Here is a 20,075-nt window from a genome sequence, read left to right on the forward strand (position 1 = left end):
TGATCTTTAGCAGTCTACTCTATGCCAATGGCAAGGCAATGCCCAGCATTCTCAGCACAGCAAAGCATCCAGCGCTGCCAACAAACTGGCCGAGGGGCGGTCGTGCCACACCCCCATGCCGGGCTGTCCCATGCCGCGCAGATACAGATAGCGCACACCGGCAAAGCGACTGGCAAAATCCTGACCACGGGCGGTGAAATACCGTTGCAGGGCCACGCAGTAAATCAGGTATTGCAAATAGTAATGCTCACGCGCCACTGACTGCAGCAGCAGCGCAGGGGCGTAGTCCTCGGCCTGGTTACCCAGGTGATTGGACTTGTAATCCGCCAGATAAAACTGGCCACCCGCTTCGAATACCAGGTCGATAAAACCTTTGAGATAGCCATGCACCGTATGGAAATCCAGCCCGGCAGCCGCCTGGCGCAAGGGCTCGGCCAGGCCGTGGGCAGGATCGGTCAGCACCGCGCGCAGACGGGCCACATCCAGTTGCTGCACCGGCAGGGTGAATTCCATTTCCACCAGCCGTTGTCCCGGCCTGACGGCGGACAGGCGCACGCCGGGATCAAGCTCGGCATCCAGCGTCTGGCGCAGCAGTTGCATGGCGGCGGCTTGCCATTCTTCGGCAAAGCCGTGTCGGCGCAATTGTTCGGCCACGGGTGCATGCAAATCGGCATCAGTCATGCCGAAGTCAATGTTCTCGAACATGGCATGCAGGCAAGTACCGGCCCGCGCACCACGCGGAAAGGCAAACGGGCTGTCGGCCGCTACGGCCTCATCCGGTTCCTGGGCCAAGGCCATCTGGCTGCTGTCGTGGTCTGGCCGCTCGGTGGCCTTGCTGGCCTTCCCATGGGTGAGGGAGGTAAAGCTGGCTACTCGCCACGGGCTGTAAACCGTCCGCAAGAACAGGCGCGCACTATAGTCCTGCTCTGCCTCCTGCGCCAGAGGCAATGGATTCACGTCTTGCTCCAGCACCCGCACCGTTAGCGCCTGTGGCAGCGCTTGCTGCCATTGTTGCAGCTGGCTGGCCAGTTGGGCGGCATTGAAATCCAGCTCACGCAAGGCAGGTAGATCAGGACATTGCTGCGCATGCAGCAGCCAGGACAGCGCGGCGGTCTGCATGTCCTTCACCCAGCCCCAGGCCAGGTATTGCCGATGCTGGGCACGCGTCAGCGCCACATACAGCAGGCGTAGTTTCTCCGCCAGCATTTCACTGGCGGCTTGCTGGCGCACTGTGGCATCGGCCAGCACATCCGGGGCCAGCATGGCCTGCTCATTGGCGCGGTAGCGCCAGAAACTGGTATTGCGGCGCTCCAGTGCGCCATCCCACAAATAGGGGCAGAACACCACCGGGTATTGCAGGCCTTTGGAGGTATGGATGGTGACGATTTTCACCAGCGCGGCATCGCTCTCCAGCCGCAGCATGGCGTCCTCGCCTCCCGCCGGACGGGCCACCCGGGCTTCCAGCCAGGCCAGCAAGGGGGCCATGCCGTGGCGGCTGTCGCTTTCGCTTTGCAGCAGCTCGGCCAGATGCGACAAATTAGTCAGCCGCCGCTCGCCATCCGGCAAGGGCAGCAGGCGCAGGGCCAGTTGCTCGCGCGCCATAAACTGCCGCCAGGCACGCATAAAGCCGTGTTCCAGCCAGTACTGGTGGTCGGCGGCATTAGCCAGCAAACGGGCCTCCCAGCGCGCTTCGTCTTCCACATCGGCCAGCAGGCGGGCAGCATCCAGGCCGTACAGCTCGGTCACCAGTGCAATCCGCAGCCGGCTTTCGCTGGCTGGTTCGGCCCAGGCCCGCAACAGCGCCAGCATGTCGGCAGCTTCGCGACTGGCAAACACGCTTTCCTGCGTGAGTGCGACACTGGCAACGCCACGCTCGGCCAGGGCCTGGCGCATTTGGTCGCCCTGACGGTGGGTGGATACCAGCACGGCAATATCGCCGCCACGCAGCGGACGACGCTGGCTATTCTTGATGATGGCGGCCCGGTCTTGCCCGGCCAGCGTCAACAGGCGGGCGATTTCATGGGCACAGCCCTGCTCGCTGGCACGGGCCGCACTGTCCTTGTTGAGCGGCTTGTCGCCTTCCACTGGCTGCCACAGCAGGGTGAAGGCTGCGTCGTCGTCGTCCACCTCCAGCACGGCGCCGGAGCTGGGGGCCGCATGGACCGGCTGGTAGCCAATATCATCCAGCAGAAATGGCCGGCTACGGCTGAACAGCTGGTTGACGGCGGCCACCAGCGGCGCATCGGAACGGCGATTGGTGTCCAGTGAATATTGCTGCGCCGCCGGGGCATCGCCACGCGCATCCAGATACGCAAAGATATCGGCACCGCGAAAGCTGTAGATGGCCTGCTTGGGGTCACCCACCAGAAACAGCGGGCGCTGCTGCAGGGCAAAGCAGTGGCGGAAGATATCGTACTGGATGGGGTCGGTATCCTGGAATTCGTCGATCAGCGCCACGCGAAAGCTGCGCGCCACGGCAGCCGCCAGTTGCGGCCCCCCCTGCGCATCGGCCAGGGCATGGCCAAGCTCGGTGAGCAGGTCGTCAAAGCTGCGCACCCGCTCCTGGCTGCGGCGGCGGGCCAGTTCGGCATTCACCCAGCTAATCAGCTCCAGCTTGAGCCCGGCCAGCGACAGCTGCAGTTGGGCCAGATAGGCATCCCAGGCGTCCAGCCAGTCGCCGATACGCTGGAACAGCGCATGTTCGGGCGCGACAAAGCCTTTCTTCATGCCCTTGGCCAGCGCCGCCGGGGTCAGCCGGGTCAACTGCTTGAGGGCGTCCTTGCCAAGAACCGGCAGGCTGTCCGGCTCTGCCAGCCACTGCTGCAGTTCGGCCAGGCTGCGTTCCAGCTGGGCCGGGCTGTGACTGGTGGCCTTGAAGCCCTCGGTAGCCAGCAACAGATCAAACCCGGCCTGCATGGTGGCCGGGTCGGCGGCCAGTGTGTGCCAATGCTGTTGCACCAGCTGCAGTGCCTGCTGCAGATCGTGCGCACAGGGCTGCACCACCTGCAGGTAGGGCTTGGCCAGCCAGGGGCGGATCTCCGCCAGCCAGCCATCCGGCGTTTCACCGGCTTCGGCCAGTACCTGCGACAGCAAGGGGCTGGTCACCACACGCTGCCGCCAAAAATCATCCACCACTTCCACCAGCAGACGGTCGTCGTCACTGACCAGCTCTGCGGCAAAGGTTTGTCCGCTTTCAAAAGCGGCGTCGGTCAACACGCGCTGACAGAAACCATGGATGGTGTAGATGGCGGCGGCGTCAAAACCGCTGATGGCCGCCAGCAGCCGCTGTATCGCCAGATCTCGCCCGCTACCCGGCCTAAAACGGTCAGCCAGCGCCTGCAAGAAGGGGTTGTTTGTCGGCTCGCCCTGCAACACGGCGAGAAAATCACTCAGTTGCTGGCGCAGGCGTTCGCGCAGCTCGGCGGTGGCGGCCTTGGTGTAGGTCACCACCAGCAGGCTGTCGATGCCCGGCGGCGCTTCGCCGTCCACGTCTTCTAATAGCAAACGCAGGTAAAGCGCGGCGATGGTCCAGGTTTTGCCGGTTCCGGCCGAGGCTTCGATCAGATTGACGCCAGCCAGCGGGCAGTTGAGTGCGTCCAGTGCTTGCAGACTCATGCCTGCCCCTCCAGCCTGGCCACCAGCGGCAGCAACAGGGTTTGTGCCAACTGGGCGAACAAGGGATCGGCCAGTGGGTCCAGATGACGGAACACCAGCCGATTGACCGGTTCTTCACACTGCGGGGTGGCAAAGTCAGCAACAAAGCTGGGGTCCCACTTGTCCAGTGCCTTTTCCAGCGCCAGTTGCGGGGCATCGTCTTGCTTGTACAGCTGCTCGGCATAGGCCCAGCTGGTACGGCCAAAAAATGGTAGCGGCTGTTGCTGGCCTTGCTGCCAACGCACCACCCAGGCTTCCAGCAGAGCGGCGGCATCCGGCTCATCATCCAGCCGATAGTGGCCGCTATCGTCATACAGCACAGACTGGCAGGCAATGCCCGCCGGGCGGGTGGCGCACAGCAGCAGGTGGGTCAGCCACCATTCCAGCCGTTCGGCGGCATTCATCTTGCCAATCACCAGCCTGATTTGCCCTTCAGGGCGCAGCCCGCCCAGCTCCCCGGCCAGCGTGGTGCCATGCAGGGTGAGGCTGATGGGCAAGGGGGGCAATGTGGCTTCGGTCAGCACGGCAGGCAGGCGGTGCGCCAGTCTGGCGGAGCTGGCGGTTTCGCTGTTCAGCCAGGCCTGGCCCAGTTGAGCGGGCGGCAACAAGCCCGCGCCCACCAGACGCTGGCGCACCGGCGCTACCGGCTTGCCTGCCAGCATGCGTTCCACCAGCTGGGTGCGCAGCGTGCGGCTGGCATCGCGATCCACACTGAAGGGTTCGCGCACCGGCAGCTCTTCTGCCTCGCCATGCAAGCGGATGGCCAGGCGCTCGGCCAGCCAGGCGCGCGGTGGGTTTTTCCAGAAACGGATAAAGTCATTTACATGCACCACGCTACTGGTCTGCAGCAGCGGCAAGGCACTGGCAAACGGCTGCGCTTGAGCAGGCGGTGCCGCCAGGGCGGCGGCAAAGCTGGGGTCGAAGCTGGCGAGGCGTGGATCTCTGCCGTCGTAGCTGCGGGGTGAAAAGGGCTGCAAGGGGTGACGCACCAGTAATTGCTCCGCTGCCTCATCGCCACACATAGCCTTAAAGCAATCCAGCAGTTCGGCCACCAGTGCCGAGGGCGGCAGTGGCTCGTTATTGCGGGCGGACAGGCCGACATAAGACAGATACAGCCGCTGGCGGGCCGACAGGATGGCTTCCAGAAACAGGTAGCGGTCGTCAAAGCGGCGCGAACGGTCGCCACGGCGCGGATGCCGCGCCACCAGGTCGAAACTGACCGGGCGCTCGTCGCGTGGATACGCCCCATCGTTCATGCCAATCAGGCACAACACCCGGAAGGGAATGGAACGCATCGGCACCATGGCACAGAAGGTAATGCCGCCAGACAAAAAGCCCAGCGGCGAGGCCATGGTGAGCTTGCGCTGCAGCCAGTCGCGCAGCACCTGCAGGCTGAAGGGCTGGGCAAAGTCCGCCATGGCGGCATCTTCCACCAGCTCTTGCAGGGCATCGCGCACCACCTCCAGCGCCAGTTCGCCCTCATCATCCACGGCAAACAGGCGATCCACCGCCCGCAGCAGGCGCTCGGCCCAGCCGCTGGCATCCGTCGGGCTGGCCCAGTTATTGGCCAGTTCGTCCAGCACCGCATAACAGCTGGCAAAACGGGCCAAGATCTCGGCCAACTGCCCACCTGCTCCGCCCTGCGGCAGCAAGCCGGTAAACAGGCCGCTGTCGTCCCCCGCCATGGCCGCTGGCAGGATGCTGCCCAGCAACAGGCGGTCCAGCCCCCAGCGCCAGGTAAACAAAGGGTCGGCTGGCAGACCCAGCGCCGCCTTGTGGGCGGCATCACGCCCCCAGCGGATGCCGCTTTGCCTTACCCAGTCCTGAATGAAGGGCAGGTCTTCAGCCTGCAGGCCAAAGCGTTGCAGCAGGGCCGGGCTATCCAGCAAGGCCAGTACCTGATCGGCGGCAAAGCGTGAATCCAGCAACTGCAACAGCGTGCCGATGGCCGCCAGCAGCGGCTCTTCGCGCTCTACCTGCCGGTCGGCAATGGCATAGGGCAGGCTGGGTGCATCGTCGCGCTTGCCAAACACCGCGTCGATATACGGTGCATAGCTGTTGATGTCCGGTGTCAGCACAGCAATGTCGGCGCTGCTAAGCGTGGGGTCGTCGGCCAGCATGGCCAGCAGCCGGTCTTTCAGCACTTCCAGCTCGCGCATGGGGCCATGGGTGGTATGCAGCTCCACCGAGCCGTCATCCACCACCAGCCACTGGCCATCCTCGCTCGGCATCTGCAATTGCAGGATGTCGCGCTGCAGGCGGGCCAGCAGCGTGTCCCCGGTTGGCGCGGCAAACAGCGGACGGGCATCCAGTTCGGCATCGGCGGCAATCAGCTCAAAAAAGTCGCGCCCCTGCTTGCCTAGCGAGGCCAGCAGCGGGTGGCCTTCGGTGGCAAACAGATCGCCCTTCTCACGCAGCTTGAGCTTGCGCCGGTTATCGACAATATCGCCCCAGTAGGCTTCACAGGGGTTGAGGGTGAACAGGCAGACGTCGGTCAGTTCGGCCAGCCGCTTGATCAGCGCCAGATACATCGGTGCCAGGCTGGCAATGCCGAACAAGGTAATGCGTTCCGGCAGATGCTGCGGGCGCAATTCGGCAAAAAATTCGTCCAGCATGCGTACGCGGTGGCGGCTGGGGTCTTGTGCCGCCAGTTGCTGCCACAGCGCCGCCTGCCAGGCTTCGTCATCGCCCAGATCCAGCCGCTCCCCCGCCTCCCAGGCGCGAATCCAGTCCGGGCGGAATACCAGGTATTGGTCGAAAATGTCCGCCACCTTGCCCGCCAGCTCGAAGGCGGCGGCCTCGCCACCAGCGGCATAGCGCTGCAAGGGAGCAAATACCTCGCCTTGCAGCGTGGGCAGCAGTGCCAGCAGCCGCCAGCTCAGCACTTCTGGGCTGAAGGAAGATTTGCGCGGCAGCTCCGGCATCACCCGCTGCATCAGCCGCCAGGCAAAAGCAGCGGGCAGCACAAAATCGATATTGGCCGCGATGCCGCACTGTTGCGCCAGGTCCAGCGTCATCCAGCGCCCCATGCCCCGGCTTTGCACGATCACCGTTTCGGCAGCAAACGGGTCGCTCAGCGGCTGTGCCTGCAGCATGGCGGCATACAGCTGACCCAATTGCTCCAGACGATTGGACTGATAGAGAAAAAGCATGGCAGGAACGCTGATGAAACGAAGGCTTCAGTGTACCATCAGCCTTTGGCCGTCATCATCCGATGCTGAAGGCATAACCGCCAGGAAAATGCATGAGCACCTATCAGATTCTCAAACACGCCCACATGGGCATGGCCTATCTCACCATTACCCTGTTCGCCCTGCGTGGCGGGCTGATGCTGGCCGACAAACAGCAAATCCTGGCCAGCAAAGTGCTGCGCATCCTGCCGCATGTGATTGATACCGCACTGCTGGCACTGGGCATCACCCTGGTAGTGGCAGGCGGCTGGCCGCTGCTGCAAACACCGTGGCTGCTGGCCAAGATAGCCGGCCTGCTGGCCTATGTGGCGCTGGGCACCGTCGCGCTGAAACGCGGCCGCACCAAGCAGATACGCAGCATCGCCCTGCTCTCTGCGCTGCTGGTGGTGGCGTATATCGTACTGGTGGCCAAGAGCAAGCTGGTGCTGCCGTTCTGACCCGGACTCCCGGATAAGGGACGGCCTGCGCCGTCCCCGTCACTCCTTACTTTCACCCCCCATCCAGCGGCTTGACCCAGAACAAGTCCAGCGTTGCCCTGCTCTGCTAATGTCTGGCGGTTTCAATTGCTGACAACATGCCATCATGCCTGCCACACGCCCCCTGCCGGAGCTGGTTTGTCCGGCCGGCAGCCTGCCTGCCCTCAAGGCAGCCGTGGACAACGGTGCCGACACCGTCTACCTCGGCCTGAAAAACGACACCAATGCCCGCAACTTTGCCGGGCTGAACTTTGATGACCGCACTGCGCGCGACGGCATCAATTACGCGCACCAGCATGGCCGCAAAGTACTGCTGGCCATCAACACCTACGCCCAGGGCGGTGACATCAGCCGCTGGCACCGCGCCATCGACGAAGGTGCGGCACTGGGGGTAGACGCCATCATCCTGGCCGATATCGGCCTGATGAAGTATGCGCGTGACCGCTATCCAGACCTGCGCCTGCACATGTCGGTGCAAAGCTCGGCCACCAATTACGAAGCCATTAATCTGGCACAAGAAATGTTCGACATCCGCCGCGCCGTGCTGCCGCGCGTGCTGACGCTGGATCAGGTCAAGCAGGTAATCGATCACACCAATGTGGAAATCGAGGTATTCGGTTTTGGCAGCCTGTGCGTGATGGTGGAAGGCCGCTGCCTGCTGTCCAGCTATGCCACCGGCGAATCGCCCAACAGTCATGGCGTGTGCTCCCCGGCCAAATTCGTGCGCTGGGAACATGGCCAGCAAGCACTGGGGGCAAGGCTGAACGGCATTCTGATTGACGAATACCAGCAGGGCGAACCGGCGGGCTATCCCACCTTGTGCAAGGGGCGCTTTGAAGTGGAAGGCGACACCTATTACGCACTGGAAGAACCCACCAGCCTTAATGTGATGAGCATGCTGCCGCAGATCATCGACATCGGCGTGGCCGCCATCAAGGTGGAAGGCCGCCAGCGCAGCCCGGCCTACGTGGCACAGGTTACCCGCACCTTGCGCGAGGCGCTGGATGCTGCCGGGCGGGAACACCAGCGCTTTGCCGTCAAACCGGCCTGGACCCAAGCCCTGTCCAAACTGGCGGAAGGCCAGCAGCAGACGCTGGGTGCCTACAACCGGCCCTGGAAATGACATACCGTGCGCCGGCAGGCCTGCCTTGCCGGCCCCACAAGCAGGCCTGATATGAAAACATTGCAACTGACACTGGGCCCGGTCCTGTTTTACTGGTCCCGCGACGATATCCTGCGCTTTTACAGCGAAGCGGCCGACTGGCCACTGGAAACCATTTATCTGGGCGAGGCGGTTTGCTCGCGCCGCCAGCAATTGCGCGGCCAGGACTGGATCAGCCTGGGACGGGAGCTAGCCCAAAGCGGACGCCAGGTAGTGCTGTCCAGCCAGGCGCTGATTGAAAGCGAATCTGACTTGCGCCGCCTGCGCAAGCTGGTGGAAAACGGCGAACTCCAGCTGGAAGCCAACGATCTGGGCGCTGCCCGGCTGGCGCAACAACAAGGCCAGTCCTTTGTCGCCGGCCATCACCTCAACATCTACAACGCCGACACCCTGGCGCTGATACAGTCGCTGGGCGCGCGGCGCTGGATTCCACCGGTGGAAATGGACCGCGACACCCTGGCGTCGGTACTAGGACAGGCCGCCCTCAATGGTGTGCAGATCGAAACCGAGCTGTTTGCCTGGGGCCGGCTGCCACTGGCCCTGTCTGCCCGCTGTTTTACCGCCCGCCACTACAATCTGTCCAAGGACGACTGCCAGTTCCGCTGTATGGAACACCCGGACGGGCTGCGCCTGAATACCCGCGAGCAGCAGGCTTTCCTCACCATCAACGGCATCCAAACCATGTCCGATGGCTGCCAATCCTTGCTGCCACACCTGGCCGACATCAGCACCATGGGCGTGACAGCCATGCGCATCAGCCCGCAATGGCAGCACACCGCCAATGTAGTCAGCGGCTACCAGCAGGCCATCGATGCCATCACCGCCCAGCAAGAACCCGTGGCGGACCTGAGCCCGTATTCCGACAGCCGGCTGGTTGACGGCTACTGGCGCGGTACCGCCGGCATTGCTGCCATAGGAGAAACCCACCATGCGCATTCCTGACCTTACCCTGCCGCCCAGCCTTGCCAGCGTCCTGGGCAAGCTGCCCAGCACACCACCTTGCTGGGCACTGGTTACCACCCTGAACCAGCTGAAAAAGCGCGATATCCTGCCGGTGGACATGAGCCTGCTGGCTGGAAACAACTTCGAAGTGCACATTCTGGATGCCGACATGCGTCTGCACTTTGTCGCAGACACCGAGCGCTTCAGCGTAGGCGGCACAACCGAGGAGCCCGATCTGCGTCTAAGCGCCAATCTGGCTGACTTTGCCCGCATGATGCTGCGCGAAGAAGACCCGGATACCTTGTTCTTCAATCGCAAGCTGATCATCGAAGGCGATACCGAACTGGGGCTGATCGTGAAGAACCTGCTGGACAGCGTGGACTGGAGTACCACGCCGCTGCAGCGCTTCATGGCGGTATAAACCGCCCGGCACCGGCAAACAAAAAGCCCGGCATCTCGCCGGGCTTTGTCATGCAGTAGCGGCGGAGTCTCAGCTCATGAGCTGGGCAGCAGCCTTGCGCTTGGCCGACAGATCCAGACCCGGCAGATCCGCCATGATGTCCGGGTGATCCGCCAGTTTTTCCACCACAAAATCCACAAACACACGGGTACGCGGCGCGATGTGGTCGCGATGCGGGAAACAGATGTAAATGGAACGCTCCAGCGACACGACATCGGTCAGCACCGGCTCCAGTTCACCACTGCGAATCAGGTGCACCACCTCGTGCCCCGGCAACTGCGCCACCCCCATGCCCAGACGCGCCAACTCGCACACCGCCTCCATCTCGTTCAGGGTATAAGTACCGGTCACTTCCAGCGGGATACGCTCGCCACGACGGTCGAATTCCCATTTGTACAAACGACCGGAAGTCGGAAACTGGAAGTTGATGCAATCATGATTGCTCAGCTCCTCCGTGCTTTCCGGGCGGCCATTCTTGTCCCAGTACTCGGGCGAAGCCACCACATACTGCGGAATCTGCGCCAGGTTGCGCGCCACCATACGGCTGTCCGGCATCATGCCGATACGCACGCCGACATCGTAGCCGTCTTCGATCAGGTCGCTGAAATGGTCATCCAGGCCAAAGAACACCCGTACCTTGGGATAGCGTTCGCAGAACTCACCCATGATGGGGAGAATGAAACGCCGCCCGAAGGAATTAGGCATGCTCACGCGCAAATGCCCGGCCGGTTCATCACGGCTGGCCTTGAGCTGGTTGATGGCCGAGTCCAGGTTGTTCACCGGCCCACGGCACTGGGCATAGAAACGGCGCCCATCTTCAGTCAGCGTCAACTGCCGGGTAGTACGGTTGAACAGGCGCACTTCCAGCTCCTGCTCCAGTCTGGCAATGCTTTGACTGATGGCCGCCGGGGACACCCCCAGTTTTCTTGCAGCATCCGAGAAACTGCCATTCTCGGCGGTGGTCATGAAGACCATCAAGGCTTTTAAAGTATCCATAGCTGAAACGTTCCCTGAGCGGCATTAAACCCATGCAGCTGACTTGATGTAGGACATCCCCGCCCCAGCCACACGATTTGCCAGCTTCATTATTAAGTAGATCTTCTTTAAAAAGCGTACACCAGTTCCAGCGAATAATGAAGTTTGACTTATGTTTCTGGCCTTAAATACCAGCAATCTGTTTCAAATTTCACAAACCGGTGTCGCGGCTATCTGTACAAGACAAAAAAACCATTCATTTTCAAAAGCTGACAGAGCATTGCCAATGTCATGTTATACCAGTTTCAACAGGTAGCATTCCATGCCGGAAGCGCCACATAGGCCAAGGAGCTGGCCTTACGGACAGACGGCAAACAACATCAGACGTATTGCTTGCGCAAGGCAAACCAGGGGTCAGGTTGTCAGCACCGGTGACTCAATGATCAATATTGTGCAAACAGGGCATAAAAGAAAGTTTCACCTCAAACCATCCGCGCAATGCACAAGCCATCCGCCATACCAGCATCACAGTAATGTCCTACACCACCCACCATCTTGCCTCGACAGCACCTGGCATGACCATGTCCTTTATCAAGACAGATCGCCTTGCACCCCATGACAAGACATCAGCAAGCAGCGTAACGATCCTGACCGCCATCACCCGTCACTCAGCGATCTCAAGGAAAACAGAAAGACAAATACGTAGGAATCCGCTCTGGAGGCAGGAAAATCCAACGCAAATTGAGAGAAATTTCTGACAAATCTTATGGACCACGAAGAAATTACTTATTCAGCATGCCGATCGCTCTACTTGGTGTGTTGGCTACTGGTTTCGCTTGCCAAGTGCTTAATAAACTCCAGACCAACCAGCACTGCGATGGAGTCGGGCACGGTCACCTTGCCGCTGCTTCATGAACCACGCTGGAACATTGCAAGCAGATCACCGCCCTGGCCACCCGACAATCAAGGTCCTGTCATCATGCATAGCAAGCTACCCTTTGCCCAGCCATTACCTGGCAACCTGACTCCTGCCAGTCAGAAAACCCTGCTGGAATGGATACACAACGCAGGCCAGATAGAAACCGAGAACGAATTCAAACTCTATCTGGATCATCTGCAATCCCAACTGCCCACCAAGCACATGGTCATCACCCTTGGGCGCATCAACCAGCACCAGCAATTGCAGCGGGTGGAAAAAGTGGTGAACGTCAGCTTCCCGGAAGACTGGGTCGAACACTACATGAGCCACAACTACATCAGCTGCGATCCGATATTGCGCTCGGTAATGGGACAGGGCCCCATCCACTGGGCCGACAAGTTCTCCCGTGCCAAAGGACTGCAGGAAAAACAGTTCATCCAGGAACTCAACTCCATCGGCATGGGAACCGGCGTCAGTTTCAGCGCCTTGTCCGAACGCCAGAACCTGGTCTGCGTACTATCCGTTTCCGGCAGCGAGATCGGCAAGGATAGCCAGTTGACCGAAATGCTCAACAGCCTATTGCTGCATCTGCGGCAGGCAGCAGGTCGCGTGGCCAATCTGGCACCGGCGGCACCGGCCACCATGCCGCTATCGCAACGCGAATTCGATATTTTCCACTGGATGAGTCATGGCAAGACCAACTGGGAAATCGCCACCATTCTTGGCATCAGCGAACGGACGGTGAAATTCCACGTGGCCAACATCATCCGCAAGCTCAATGCCAACAATCGCACCCATGCCATCGTGATTGGCCTGCAACTGGGGTTAACCACGGTGGCTGGTGTGACATGAGCCGCTGGCAAGATGGCAAAACACGCCTTACAGCCAGTAACCTCGCAGCCAGCTTGCAGCTAGAATCGCCTCACCAATTGCGCTGCCACTGTGCAAAATCAGTGCAAGCGCATGCGGTGCTTCAATCTGCAAGTCTCTTCTTGATTGACCCATGCACTCACCTGAAATATTCGGCCCCGTTAATACGGGGTCTTTTTTTATCGTCTTGCCCTCAGCTATCAGTCGTCAGCCAGGCACAAAACCGGCAATCACCTGACAAGACCCTGTTACAAGCCGGGGCGATTTGTTACAGTCGCTGCTCTTGCTGATTCCTTTGCCTGCCGGCCATGAATGCCTTTACCAGTTGCAACCCTGCCACCGCCGAGGTGGTGTTTACCCGTCCGGGCTGGAGCCGGGACCGTCTGGATCTCGCCCTCTCGCAGCTTAAAAATGCACAAACCCGCTGGGCCGCACTATCCGTATCGCAAAGAGCGGAGCGCATGCTGCAACTGGCCATGCAACTGGAGGCCAAGCGCGAAGAGCTGGCCGCGCTGGTTACACTGGAAGTAGGCAAGCGCACGGCGGAATGCCTGGCCGAGATCGACAAGTCGGCCCAGTTGATTCGCTACTATGCCGAACTGGCACCAACTCTGCTGGCACCACAATCCATTCCTACCCAGGCCAGCCAGAGTGGGGTGGCTTTCGAAGCGCTGGGTTGCGTACTGGCCGTCATGCCGTGGAATTATCCGATCTGGCAATTGCTACGCTTTGCCGTACCCGCGCTGATGGCAGGCAATACCTGTCTGGTCAAACCCGCACCATCGGTGCCGCAATGTACTCAGCGCCTGCTGGAGCTGGTTCATGCCGCCGGGCTGGATTGTCTGGACATTGCCTGGATTGATCACGATCTGGTGGAGGAAGCCATCCGCCGTAGCGACGCCGTGGCCTTTACCGGCTCCACCCATACCGGACGCATCATCGCCAGTCTGGCCGGCAAGCATCTGAAAAAGACTGTACTGGAGCTAGGTGGCAGCAATCCTTTCATCGTACTGGCCGATGCCGATGTCGAGGCCGCAGCACAGGACGCAGTCAACTCGCGCTTCCGCGATGCGGGCCAAAGCTGTAATGCCGCCAAGCGCATGATCGTGGTACCGGAAATTGCCGACGCCTTTGTCGCCGCCTTTGTCGCAGCAGCCAGCAAACTGCAACCGGGGGACCCGCGCAACCCGGCCACCACCCTGTCACCGCTGACGCGGGCCGATCTGCGCGAAGCGCTGCATGCCCAGGTGCTGGATGCCTGTCATCAAGGCGCACAGCTGCTATTGGGTGGCCAGTTGCCGCCCGCAGCAGGGTTTTTCTATCCGGCCACGGTGCTGGATCATGTCAGCGAGCGCTGCCGCGTCTACCACGAGGAAGTATTCGGCCCGGTGGCCAGTATTCTGCGCGCCCGTGATGAAGCCGATGCCATCCGGCTGGCAAATGACACGCCATTTGGTCTTGGGGCATCCATTTATACTGCCGACACGGCCCATGGCTGGGAACTTGCGCGCCAGCTGGAAGTGGGCAGCGTATTCATTAACCGGCATACCAGTTCTGACCTGCGCCTGCCATTTGGCGGGGTAAAGGCGTCGGGCTATGGCCGCGAACTGTCCGAGTTCGGCCTGTATGAATTCGTCAATGTCAAAACCTACTGGCAGAAATAGCTGCACAACCGGGGCGTCTGGGCCAAAACCGGCCCGCTCCCCCTGCCTCCCCTCATGATCTGTACTGCAATGAAGCCCTTCACTTCCCTCACCCGTGCCGGCGGCCTTGCCGTGCTGGTACTGGCAGCCTGCCTTGGCTATTTTGCGCTGATTACCGGTGCACCAGCCTGGATGGCCGGCACGCTGGCAGGCTGGCCACGGTCGATACTGCTGGCCCTGCTGCTGTTTGCCCTGTTTTTCGCCGTCACTTGGCTGCACATCCGTGCAGCAGACAGAAAGCCATGAGCATGTCGGCTGCCAGCGTTTTTTTCCTGTTGTTTGTCACCACCAGCCTGTTGCTGACCTGGCGGGCAGCGCGACGCACCCACTCGGCCGCAGATTTCTATACCGCTGGCGGGCAGCTGCCCGCCTGGCAAAACGGCTTGGCTCTGGCAGGCGACTACCTGTCAGCCGCCGCCTTTCTCGGCGCCATCGGCATGTATCTGGGCCAGGGTTACGATTCGCTGGTGTATGCCGTCGGCACGCTGGCCGGCTGGCCCTTGCTGATGCTGTTGCTGGCCGACAAGCTGCGCACCCTGGGCCGCTATAGCGTGGCCGATGTACTGGCCAGCCGCTTTGATGACCGGCGGGTACGCCTGATGAGCATCATCAGTTCGCTCACCGTCACAGTGTTTTACCTGATCGTGCAGCTGGTTGGCGCAGGCAAGCTGCTGCAACTGCTGTTTGGCCTGCCCTATCTGGCCGCCGTGCTGCTGGTGATTGCCTTGATGGTGCTACAGGTAGCCCTGGGCGGCATGCTGGCCACCAGCTGGGTGCAAATGGTCAAGGCAGCATTGATGCTGCTATGTGCCTTGCTGCTGGCCGTTGGTGTGCTGCAACGCTTTGATGGCAGCCCGGCACAGCTGTTTGCCGTCGTGGGCCGGCTGGATCATGGTGCGGCCTTGCTACCGAGCAAGGTGCTGGCTGATCCAGTGGATGCCCTGTCGCTGGGCCTGGGGCTCAGCCTGGGCCTGCTGGGACTGCCGCATATACTGATGCGCTTTTTCACGGTAAGCGATGCCCGCGCGGCACGCCGCTCGGTGGGCTGGGCAACCGGATTGATTGGCTGTTTTTTCCTGTTGAACATCATCATCGGCTACGGTGCGCTACTGCTGGTGGCACCGGATACCCGCTTTCACGATGTCGCAGGCAAGCTGCTGGGGGGTGGCAATATGGCCGCACTGCACCTGGCCAGCCTGCTGGGCGGCCCCTGGTTGCAGGCCCTGATTGCGGGCGTGGCCTTTGCCACCATTCTGGCAGTGGTCGCTGGGCTGGCCATGGCCGGTGCCAGTGCGGTCAGCCACGATCTGTATGCCCTGTGGCTGTGCCACGGCAAGCCCGATCCGCGCCGTGAGTGGCAGTTGTCCCGGCTATCCGTGCTGCTGCTGGGGGTGCTGGCCGTGCTGCTGTCCACACTGTTCCAGAATTTGAACATTGCCTTTCTGGTGGGGCTGGCGTTTGCCATTGCGGCTTCCAGCAATTTCCCGGTATTGCTGCTGGCACTGAACTGGCGCGGCCTGAGTCCACGCGGTGCGCTGGCCGGTGGCTATGGCGGCATGTTGGCAGCCCTGTTGTTCATCATCACCGGCCCCACAGTCTGGGTCGGCATGCTGGGACAGCACAGCGCGCTGTTTCCCTATGCCAACCCGGCTCTGTTTTCGGTTCCGCTGGCCTTTGCTGCTGCCTGGCTTGGCTCGCAAGGGCGGCCCGCAGCCAATACCATTGACGCACCGGCGTCAGGCGCAGACACTGAGCCCGCCGTCCGATCAACATCGCAACAAGACATAACGACATGACCACTCTCACCCTGTACGGCAACTGTTTTTCCGGACATAGCTACAAGGTTCGCCTGGCACTGATGCTGGCGGATGTTTCGCATGATTACATGCATGTCGATCTGGCACTGCCGCGTGCAGAGCGGGCAGAAGACTTCTGTGCCGTCAGCCGCTTTGGTGAAGTACCGGTACTGGTGGCAGATGGCACCCCGATGTGCCAGTCCAATGCCATCCTGCAATGGCTGGCCGACAGCTATGGCCGACTGGATGGTGCTCCCGGAGAGCGCCAGCTGGTGCGCGAATGGCTGTGCTGGGAGAGTAACCGCATCGGTTTTTCCCTGCCCAATCTGCGCCTGGCGCGCAAGTTCTTTCCGCAGCCGGTTGAGGTGACCAGCTGGCTGGAACAACGGGTGCGTGCAGATCTGGCCGTGTTGGACCAAACACTCAGCCAGCATGCCTATCTGATTGGCAGCACCCCGACCATTGCCGACCTGTCAGCCAGCGCCTATTTGTGGTGGCTGGCAGATGCCGGGCTGGACATTGCCGCCTGGCCACACGTTGCCGCCTGGCTGCAACGCATCAGCCAATTGCCCGGCTGGCAGCATCCGGACGAACTGATGGCTGCCGGGATTCCCGACTGATCAGAACCGGAAGGAAAATGCCATGCCCGATCTGCTCGCCGACCTGGCCGCTATTGTCGGCTGCGGTCATGTGCTGACCCTGCCGCAGGACACAGCCCCCTACACGCTGGACTACCGCCGCCGCTATCAGGGCCAGCCGCTGGCCGTGGTGCTGCCCGGCAGCACGGCAGAAGTAGCCGCGCTGCTGCGACTGTGCCAGCAAAGGCAGCTGGCCGTGGTGCCGCAAGGCGGCAATACCTCTACCTGCGGTGCGGCTACGCCGGATAGCTCGGGCCACCAGTTGGTGATTGCCATGCAGCGGATGAATCGCCTGCGTGCCATTGATACCGACAACAACAGCATCACGGTGGAAGCGGGCATGACACTGGCCCGGCTGCAACAACTGGCGACAGAGGCAGGCCGCCTGTTTCCGCTGTCTCTGGCCAGCGAGGGCAGTTGCCAGATTGGCGGCAACCTGTCCACCAATGCCGGCGGGCTGGCGGTTTTACGCTATGGCACCATGCGCGAGCTGACACTGGGGCTGGAAGTCGTACTGCCGGACGGCCAGGTATTACATCAACTCTCCGGCCTGCGCAAAAACACCAGCGGGCTGGACGTGAAGCAGCTGTTCATTGGGGCAGAAGGCCAGTTGGGACTGATCACCGCCGCCACGCTCAAGCTGTTTGCGCAGCCCAGCGCCCATGCCACCGCCTGGCTGGGCGTGCAGAGCAGCCAGGCCGCCATTGCCCTGCTGTCGGCACTGCGTCAGGCCTTTGGCGACCGGCTGACTACGTTTGAAATCATGTCGCAGCCCTGTCAGCAACTGCTGGAAAAATACCACCCGGGCCAATTGCCCTTCATCCAGCCCTGGGCGGTACTGGCAGAACTGTCCGACAGTGGCGATAGCCACAGCCTGCAGCAATTGCTGGTGGACTGGCTGGCCACGCAGGATCTACCCGATGGCGTACTGGCGCACAGCGAGGCGGACAGACAGCAGCTATGGCAGCTACGCGAAGCCATGTCGGAAACCCAGAAGCGCGACGGCCCCAGCATCAAGCATGATATCGGCCTGCCCAGCTCCGCCATTCCAACGTTTCTCGCACAATGTGAGTCCGCGCTGACCACAGCTTTTCCAAGCATACGCATCATTGCCTTTGGCCATGCCGGCGACGGCAACCTGCATTACAACATCAGCTACACCCGGCCCGATAACGCAGAACTGTTCGCCGATGAGGCCAGCGTCAACGCCATTGTCTACGACCTGGTGTATCGCCTGCAGGGCACGTTGGCGGCAGAGCATGGCATCGGCCAGCTCAAGGGACACTGGTTGCACCGCTATCAGGACCCGGCAGCACTGCAGCTGATGCACAGCATCAAGCAGCTGCTGGACCCGCACGGCCTGATGAACCCGGGCAAGTGGCTATCCCCACCCTGAGACTTCCGCTCAGGCCAGCTGGCTAGCCAGCCGGGCAATAAGTTCGGCCCAGTCGCCCGGCTGCGACTGGCGACACAGCCGCACAGCGGGATACCACGGGCTGGCCTCACCCTGCCAACCCCAGCGCCAGTCGGTGTGACAGGCCGACAGCAATAGCCAGCACGGCACGCCCAAACTGCCGGCCAGATGCGCCAACGCGGTATCCACCGTCACCAGCCCATCCAGCCCGGCCAGTACATTGGCCGTTGCCGCCAGGTCATCCAACCCCTGCTCACCTGCCACCAGCGTAGGCCAAGTGGCCAGCCATGCCTGCTCTTCCTCCTCAACCGGCAATTGCAGGCTGATCCAGTTAATACCAGGCAAGGCCAGCAAGGGAGCCAGCAAGCGCACATCTGGCAGGGAACGATGATGGTCGCAGGGATGGCGCGCATGGCCGCGCCACACCAGCCCCAACCGGCGCGGACGATCTGTCGGTGGCAATGCAAGCCTGGCCTGCAGGGAGAAATGCGCCGGTGGCGTGGCAGCGGGGTCTGGCCCCAGCCAGCGCGGCAGACTCATGGAAAACACATGGTAGTCATGTGCTGGCACCGCCATATCCAAGCGGTGCAAGGGCAGGAACGCAACCGGACAGTGCAGCGGCATGCTCTGAAACAGACGGATCAGCTCCGGGCGGCATACCACGCTCAGTCGCGCCGCCGACAAGCAGGGCAGATAGCGGCAGAACTGCAATGCATCGCCCAGTCCCTGCTCAAACCACAGCAGCAGATGCCGTCCGGCCAGAGGCTCGCCTTCCCAGCGCGGTGATGGCAGCGTGGGCAACCCGCCACGCAGCGGCAGGCGCTGCAAGCGGGCATCCAGCCCCTCCCAGCCAGGGTTCCAACGCCCCAGTGCCAGGTATAGATAAGCCAGATTCTGTCGAAAGCGGGGCTGCTCCGGTGCCAGCTCCACCGCCCGGCGCATGGCGGCTTCGGCCTGCTCGGCATCGCGCAATTCACTGCAGGCCACGCCCAGTGCATCATGCAGCGGCGCATGCCGGGGATGCTGGGCAATGGCTTGCTGCAATAGCGCCAGGGCGGCGGTGGCATTACCCTGCTGCAACAGGCCATTAGCCTGGTTGAGCAGTAAGTCGGGCGGCGGGGCCGCCTGCAACAGGGCGCGCTGCAGCAGGCTGGCGGCCTCATCCCAGCGCCGTTGCTGCTGGTAGATCACGGCCAGATTGTTCAGTGCTTCTGGATGCTGCGGCGCCTGCTGCAAGATCCGCTCCCAGCAGGCGCGGGCCGCTTCATTCCGCCCTTGCTGCTGATAAAGATTTCCCAGTAGCGCATGACTCGCCAGGTCATCCGGCTCGTGCTGCAACTGCGTCTGCAATAATGTTTCCGCCTCTGCAAGCCTATCGGTCTGCGACAGCAACAGGGCCAGGTTGTACCGTACATCCAGCCCGTCCCGACGATGGGCGGTGGCCTGCAGTGCCTGCCGGTAACATGCTTCCGCCTCAGCCCGCTGCCCGGCTTGCGCCAGCAAGACCGCCAGATTGCCCAGACTACCTGCGTGCCCGGGCTGCAGGCGCAACGCCGCACGGTAGTATTGCTCCGCTTGCGTGTGCTCTCCCCGCTCGCCGTACAGGCAACCCAGGTTGTAATGGGCATCAACCACCGTTGGGTCCAGCTGCAGCGCCTGTTGCCAGCATTGTTCAGCCAGGGACTGCCGTGCCAGCCTGGCAGCACAGACACCCAGCAGGGTCCAGATCGGCGCATTATCCGGCTCCGCCTCCAGACAGCGCTGCGCAGCCTGCAAGGCGGCGGGCAGGTCCTGTTCCGCCAGCAGCGTGGCGGCACGCAGTGCCAGCGGTGACAACAACATCTGCTCCTCCCTTATCCTGCCAGCCGAGCGCCC

General features: G+C 61.8%; 15 protein-coding genes. 11 read left to right on the forward strand and 4 right to left on the reverse strand.

What is annotated here, in order from left to right; translation table 11 throughout:
- Positions 1 to 51 precede the first annotated feature (51 nt).
- Together recB and recC are read right to left on the reverse strand one after the other, a co-directional pair.
- Positions 52 to 3,615 (reverse strand): exodeoxyribonuclease V subunit beta, encoded by a 3,564-nt coding sequence (gene recB / locus ACODR9_RS21700; protein WP_488812267.1) that lies wholly within the window; start codon positions 3,613 to 3,615, stop codon positions 52 to 54.
- Positions 3,612 to 6,806, reverse strand: a complete 3,195-nt coding sequence (recC, locus tag ACODR9_RS21705; RefSeq protein ID WP_488812269.1) for an exodeoxyribonuclease V subunit gamma — start codon at positions 6,804 to 6,806, stop codon at positions 3,612 to 3,614. Before recC ends, recB begins: the two co-directional genes overlap by 4 nt.
- 92 nt (positions 6,807 to 6,898) lie before the next feature.
- Between recC and ACODR9_RS21710 the strand changes: the two genes are divergently transcribed.
- The 4 genes from ACODR9_RS21710 to ubiT all read left to right on the forward strand — a co-directional run bounded on the left by ACODR9_RS21710 (position 6,899) and on the right by ubiT (position 9,846).
- The gene (locus ACODR9_RS21710) at positions 6,899 to 7,282 is read left to right on the forward strand and encodes a SirB2 family protein (RefSeq protein ID WP_488812271.1); all 384 of its coding nucleotides are present in this window, start codon (positions 6,899 to 6,901) and stop codon (positions 7,280 to 7,282) included.
- A gap of 145 nt (positions 7,283 to 7,427) precedes the next feature.
- A complete protein-coding gene (gene ubiU, locus ACODR9_RS21715; RefSeq protein ID WP_488812273.1) occupies positions 7,428 to 8,444 on the forward strand; it encodes a ubiquinone anaerobic biosynthesis protein UbiU in 1,017 nt (338 codons plus the stop codon).
- Between the two features lie 51 nt (positions 8,445 to 8,495).
- On the forward strand, positions 8,496 to 9,425 hold the full coding sequence (locus tag ACODR9_RS21720) for a U32 family peptidase (protein ID WP_488812275.1): 930 nt from the start codon (positions 8,496 to 8,498) through the stop codon (positions 9,423 to 9,425).
- Positions 9,412 to 9,846: a ubiquinone anaerobic biosynthesis accessory factor UbiT gene (gene ubiT / locus ACODR9_RS21725; protein WP_488812277.1), complete on the forward strand. Its 435-nt coding sequence runs from the start codon at positions 9,412 to 9,414 to the stop codon at positions 9,844 to 9,846. The genes ACODR9_RS21720 and ubiT overlap by 14 nt, the downstream gene beginning before the upstream one ends.
- Before the next feature lie 69 nt (positions 9,847 to 9,915).
- Here ubiT and ACODR9_RS21730 read toward each other — a convergent pair whose 3' ends face one another.
- A complete protein-coding gene (locus ACODR9_RS21730) occupies positions 9,916 to 10,881 on the reverse strand; it encodes a LysR family transcriptional regulator (RefSeq protein ID WP_488812279.1) in 966 nt (321 codons plus the stop codon).
- 512 nt (positions 10,882 to 11,393) lie between these two features.
- Between ACODR9_RS21730 and ACODR9_RS21735 the strand changes: the two genes are divergently transcribed.
- From ACODR9_RS21735 to ACODR9_RS21765, 7 genes are all read left to right on the forward strand, one after another.
- Entirely contained in the window at positions 11,394 to 11,618 is a 225-nt protein-coding gene (locus ACODR9_RS21735; RefSeq protein ID WP_488812281.1) for a hypothetical protein, read from the forward strand.
- A 221-nt stretch (positions 11,619 to 11,839) separates the two neighbouring features.
- Positions 11,840 to 12,631, forward strand: a complete 792-nt coding sequence (locus ACODR9_RS21740; RefSeq protein WP_488812283.1) for a LuxR C-terminal-related transcriptional regulator — start codon at positions 11,840 to 11,842, stop codon at positions 12,629 to 12,631.
- A 326-nt stretch (positions 12,632 to 12,957) separates the two neighbouring features.
- Positions 12,958 to 14,313 carry an aldehyde dehydrogenase family protein gene (locus ACODR9_RS21745; RefSeq protein ID WP_488812285.1) on the forward strand — a complete coding sequence of 452 codons (1,356 nt, stop codon included), beginning with the start codon at positions 12,958 to 12,960 and terminating at the stop codon, positions 14,311 to 14,313.
- 69 nt (positions 14,314 to 14,382) lie between these two features.
- A complete protein-coding gene (locus ACODR9_RS21750; RefSeq protein WP_488812287.1) occupies positions 14,383 to 14,598 on the forward strand; it encodes a DUF485 domain-containing protein in 216 nt (71 codons plus the stop codon).
- Entirely contained in the window at positions 14,595 to 16,148 is a 1,554-nt protein-coding gene (locus ACODR9_RS21755; protein ID WP_488812289.1) for a sodium:solute symporter family transporter, read from the forward strand. Before ACODR9_RS21750 ends, ACODR9_RS21755 begins: the two co-directional genes overlap by 4 nt.
- Entirely contained in the window at positions 16,145 to 16,768 is a 624-nt protein-coding gene (locus ACODR9_RS21760) for a glutathione S-transferase family protein (RefSeq protein WP_488812291.1), read from the forward strand. Before ACODR9_RS21755 ends, ACODR9_RS21760 begins: the two co-directional genes overlap by 4 nt.
- A 22-nt stretch (positions 16,769 to 16,790) precedes the next feature.
- The gene (locus tag ACODR9_RS21765; protein ID WP_488812293.1) at positions 16,791 to 18,182 is read left to right on the forward strand and encodes an FAD-binding oxidoreductase; all 1,392 of its coding nucleotides are present in this window, start codon (positions 16,791 to 16,793) and stop codon (positions 18,180 to 18,182) included.
- Between the two features lie 9 nt (positions 18,183 to 18,191).
- Here ACODR9_RS21765 and ACODR9_RS21770 read toward each other — a convergent pair whose 3' ends face one another.
- The gene (locus ACODR9_RS21770; RefSeq protein WP_488812295.1) at positions 18,192 to 20,042 is read right to left on the reverse strand and encodes a tetratricopeptide repeat protein; all 1,851 of its coding nucleotides are present in this window, start codon (positions 20,040 to 20,042) and stop codon (positions 18,192 to 18,194) included.
- Positions 20,043 to 20,075 lie beyond the last annotated feature (33 nt).

The organism is Aquitalea sp. FG25 (assembly GCF_057809375.1).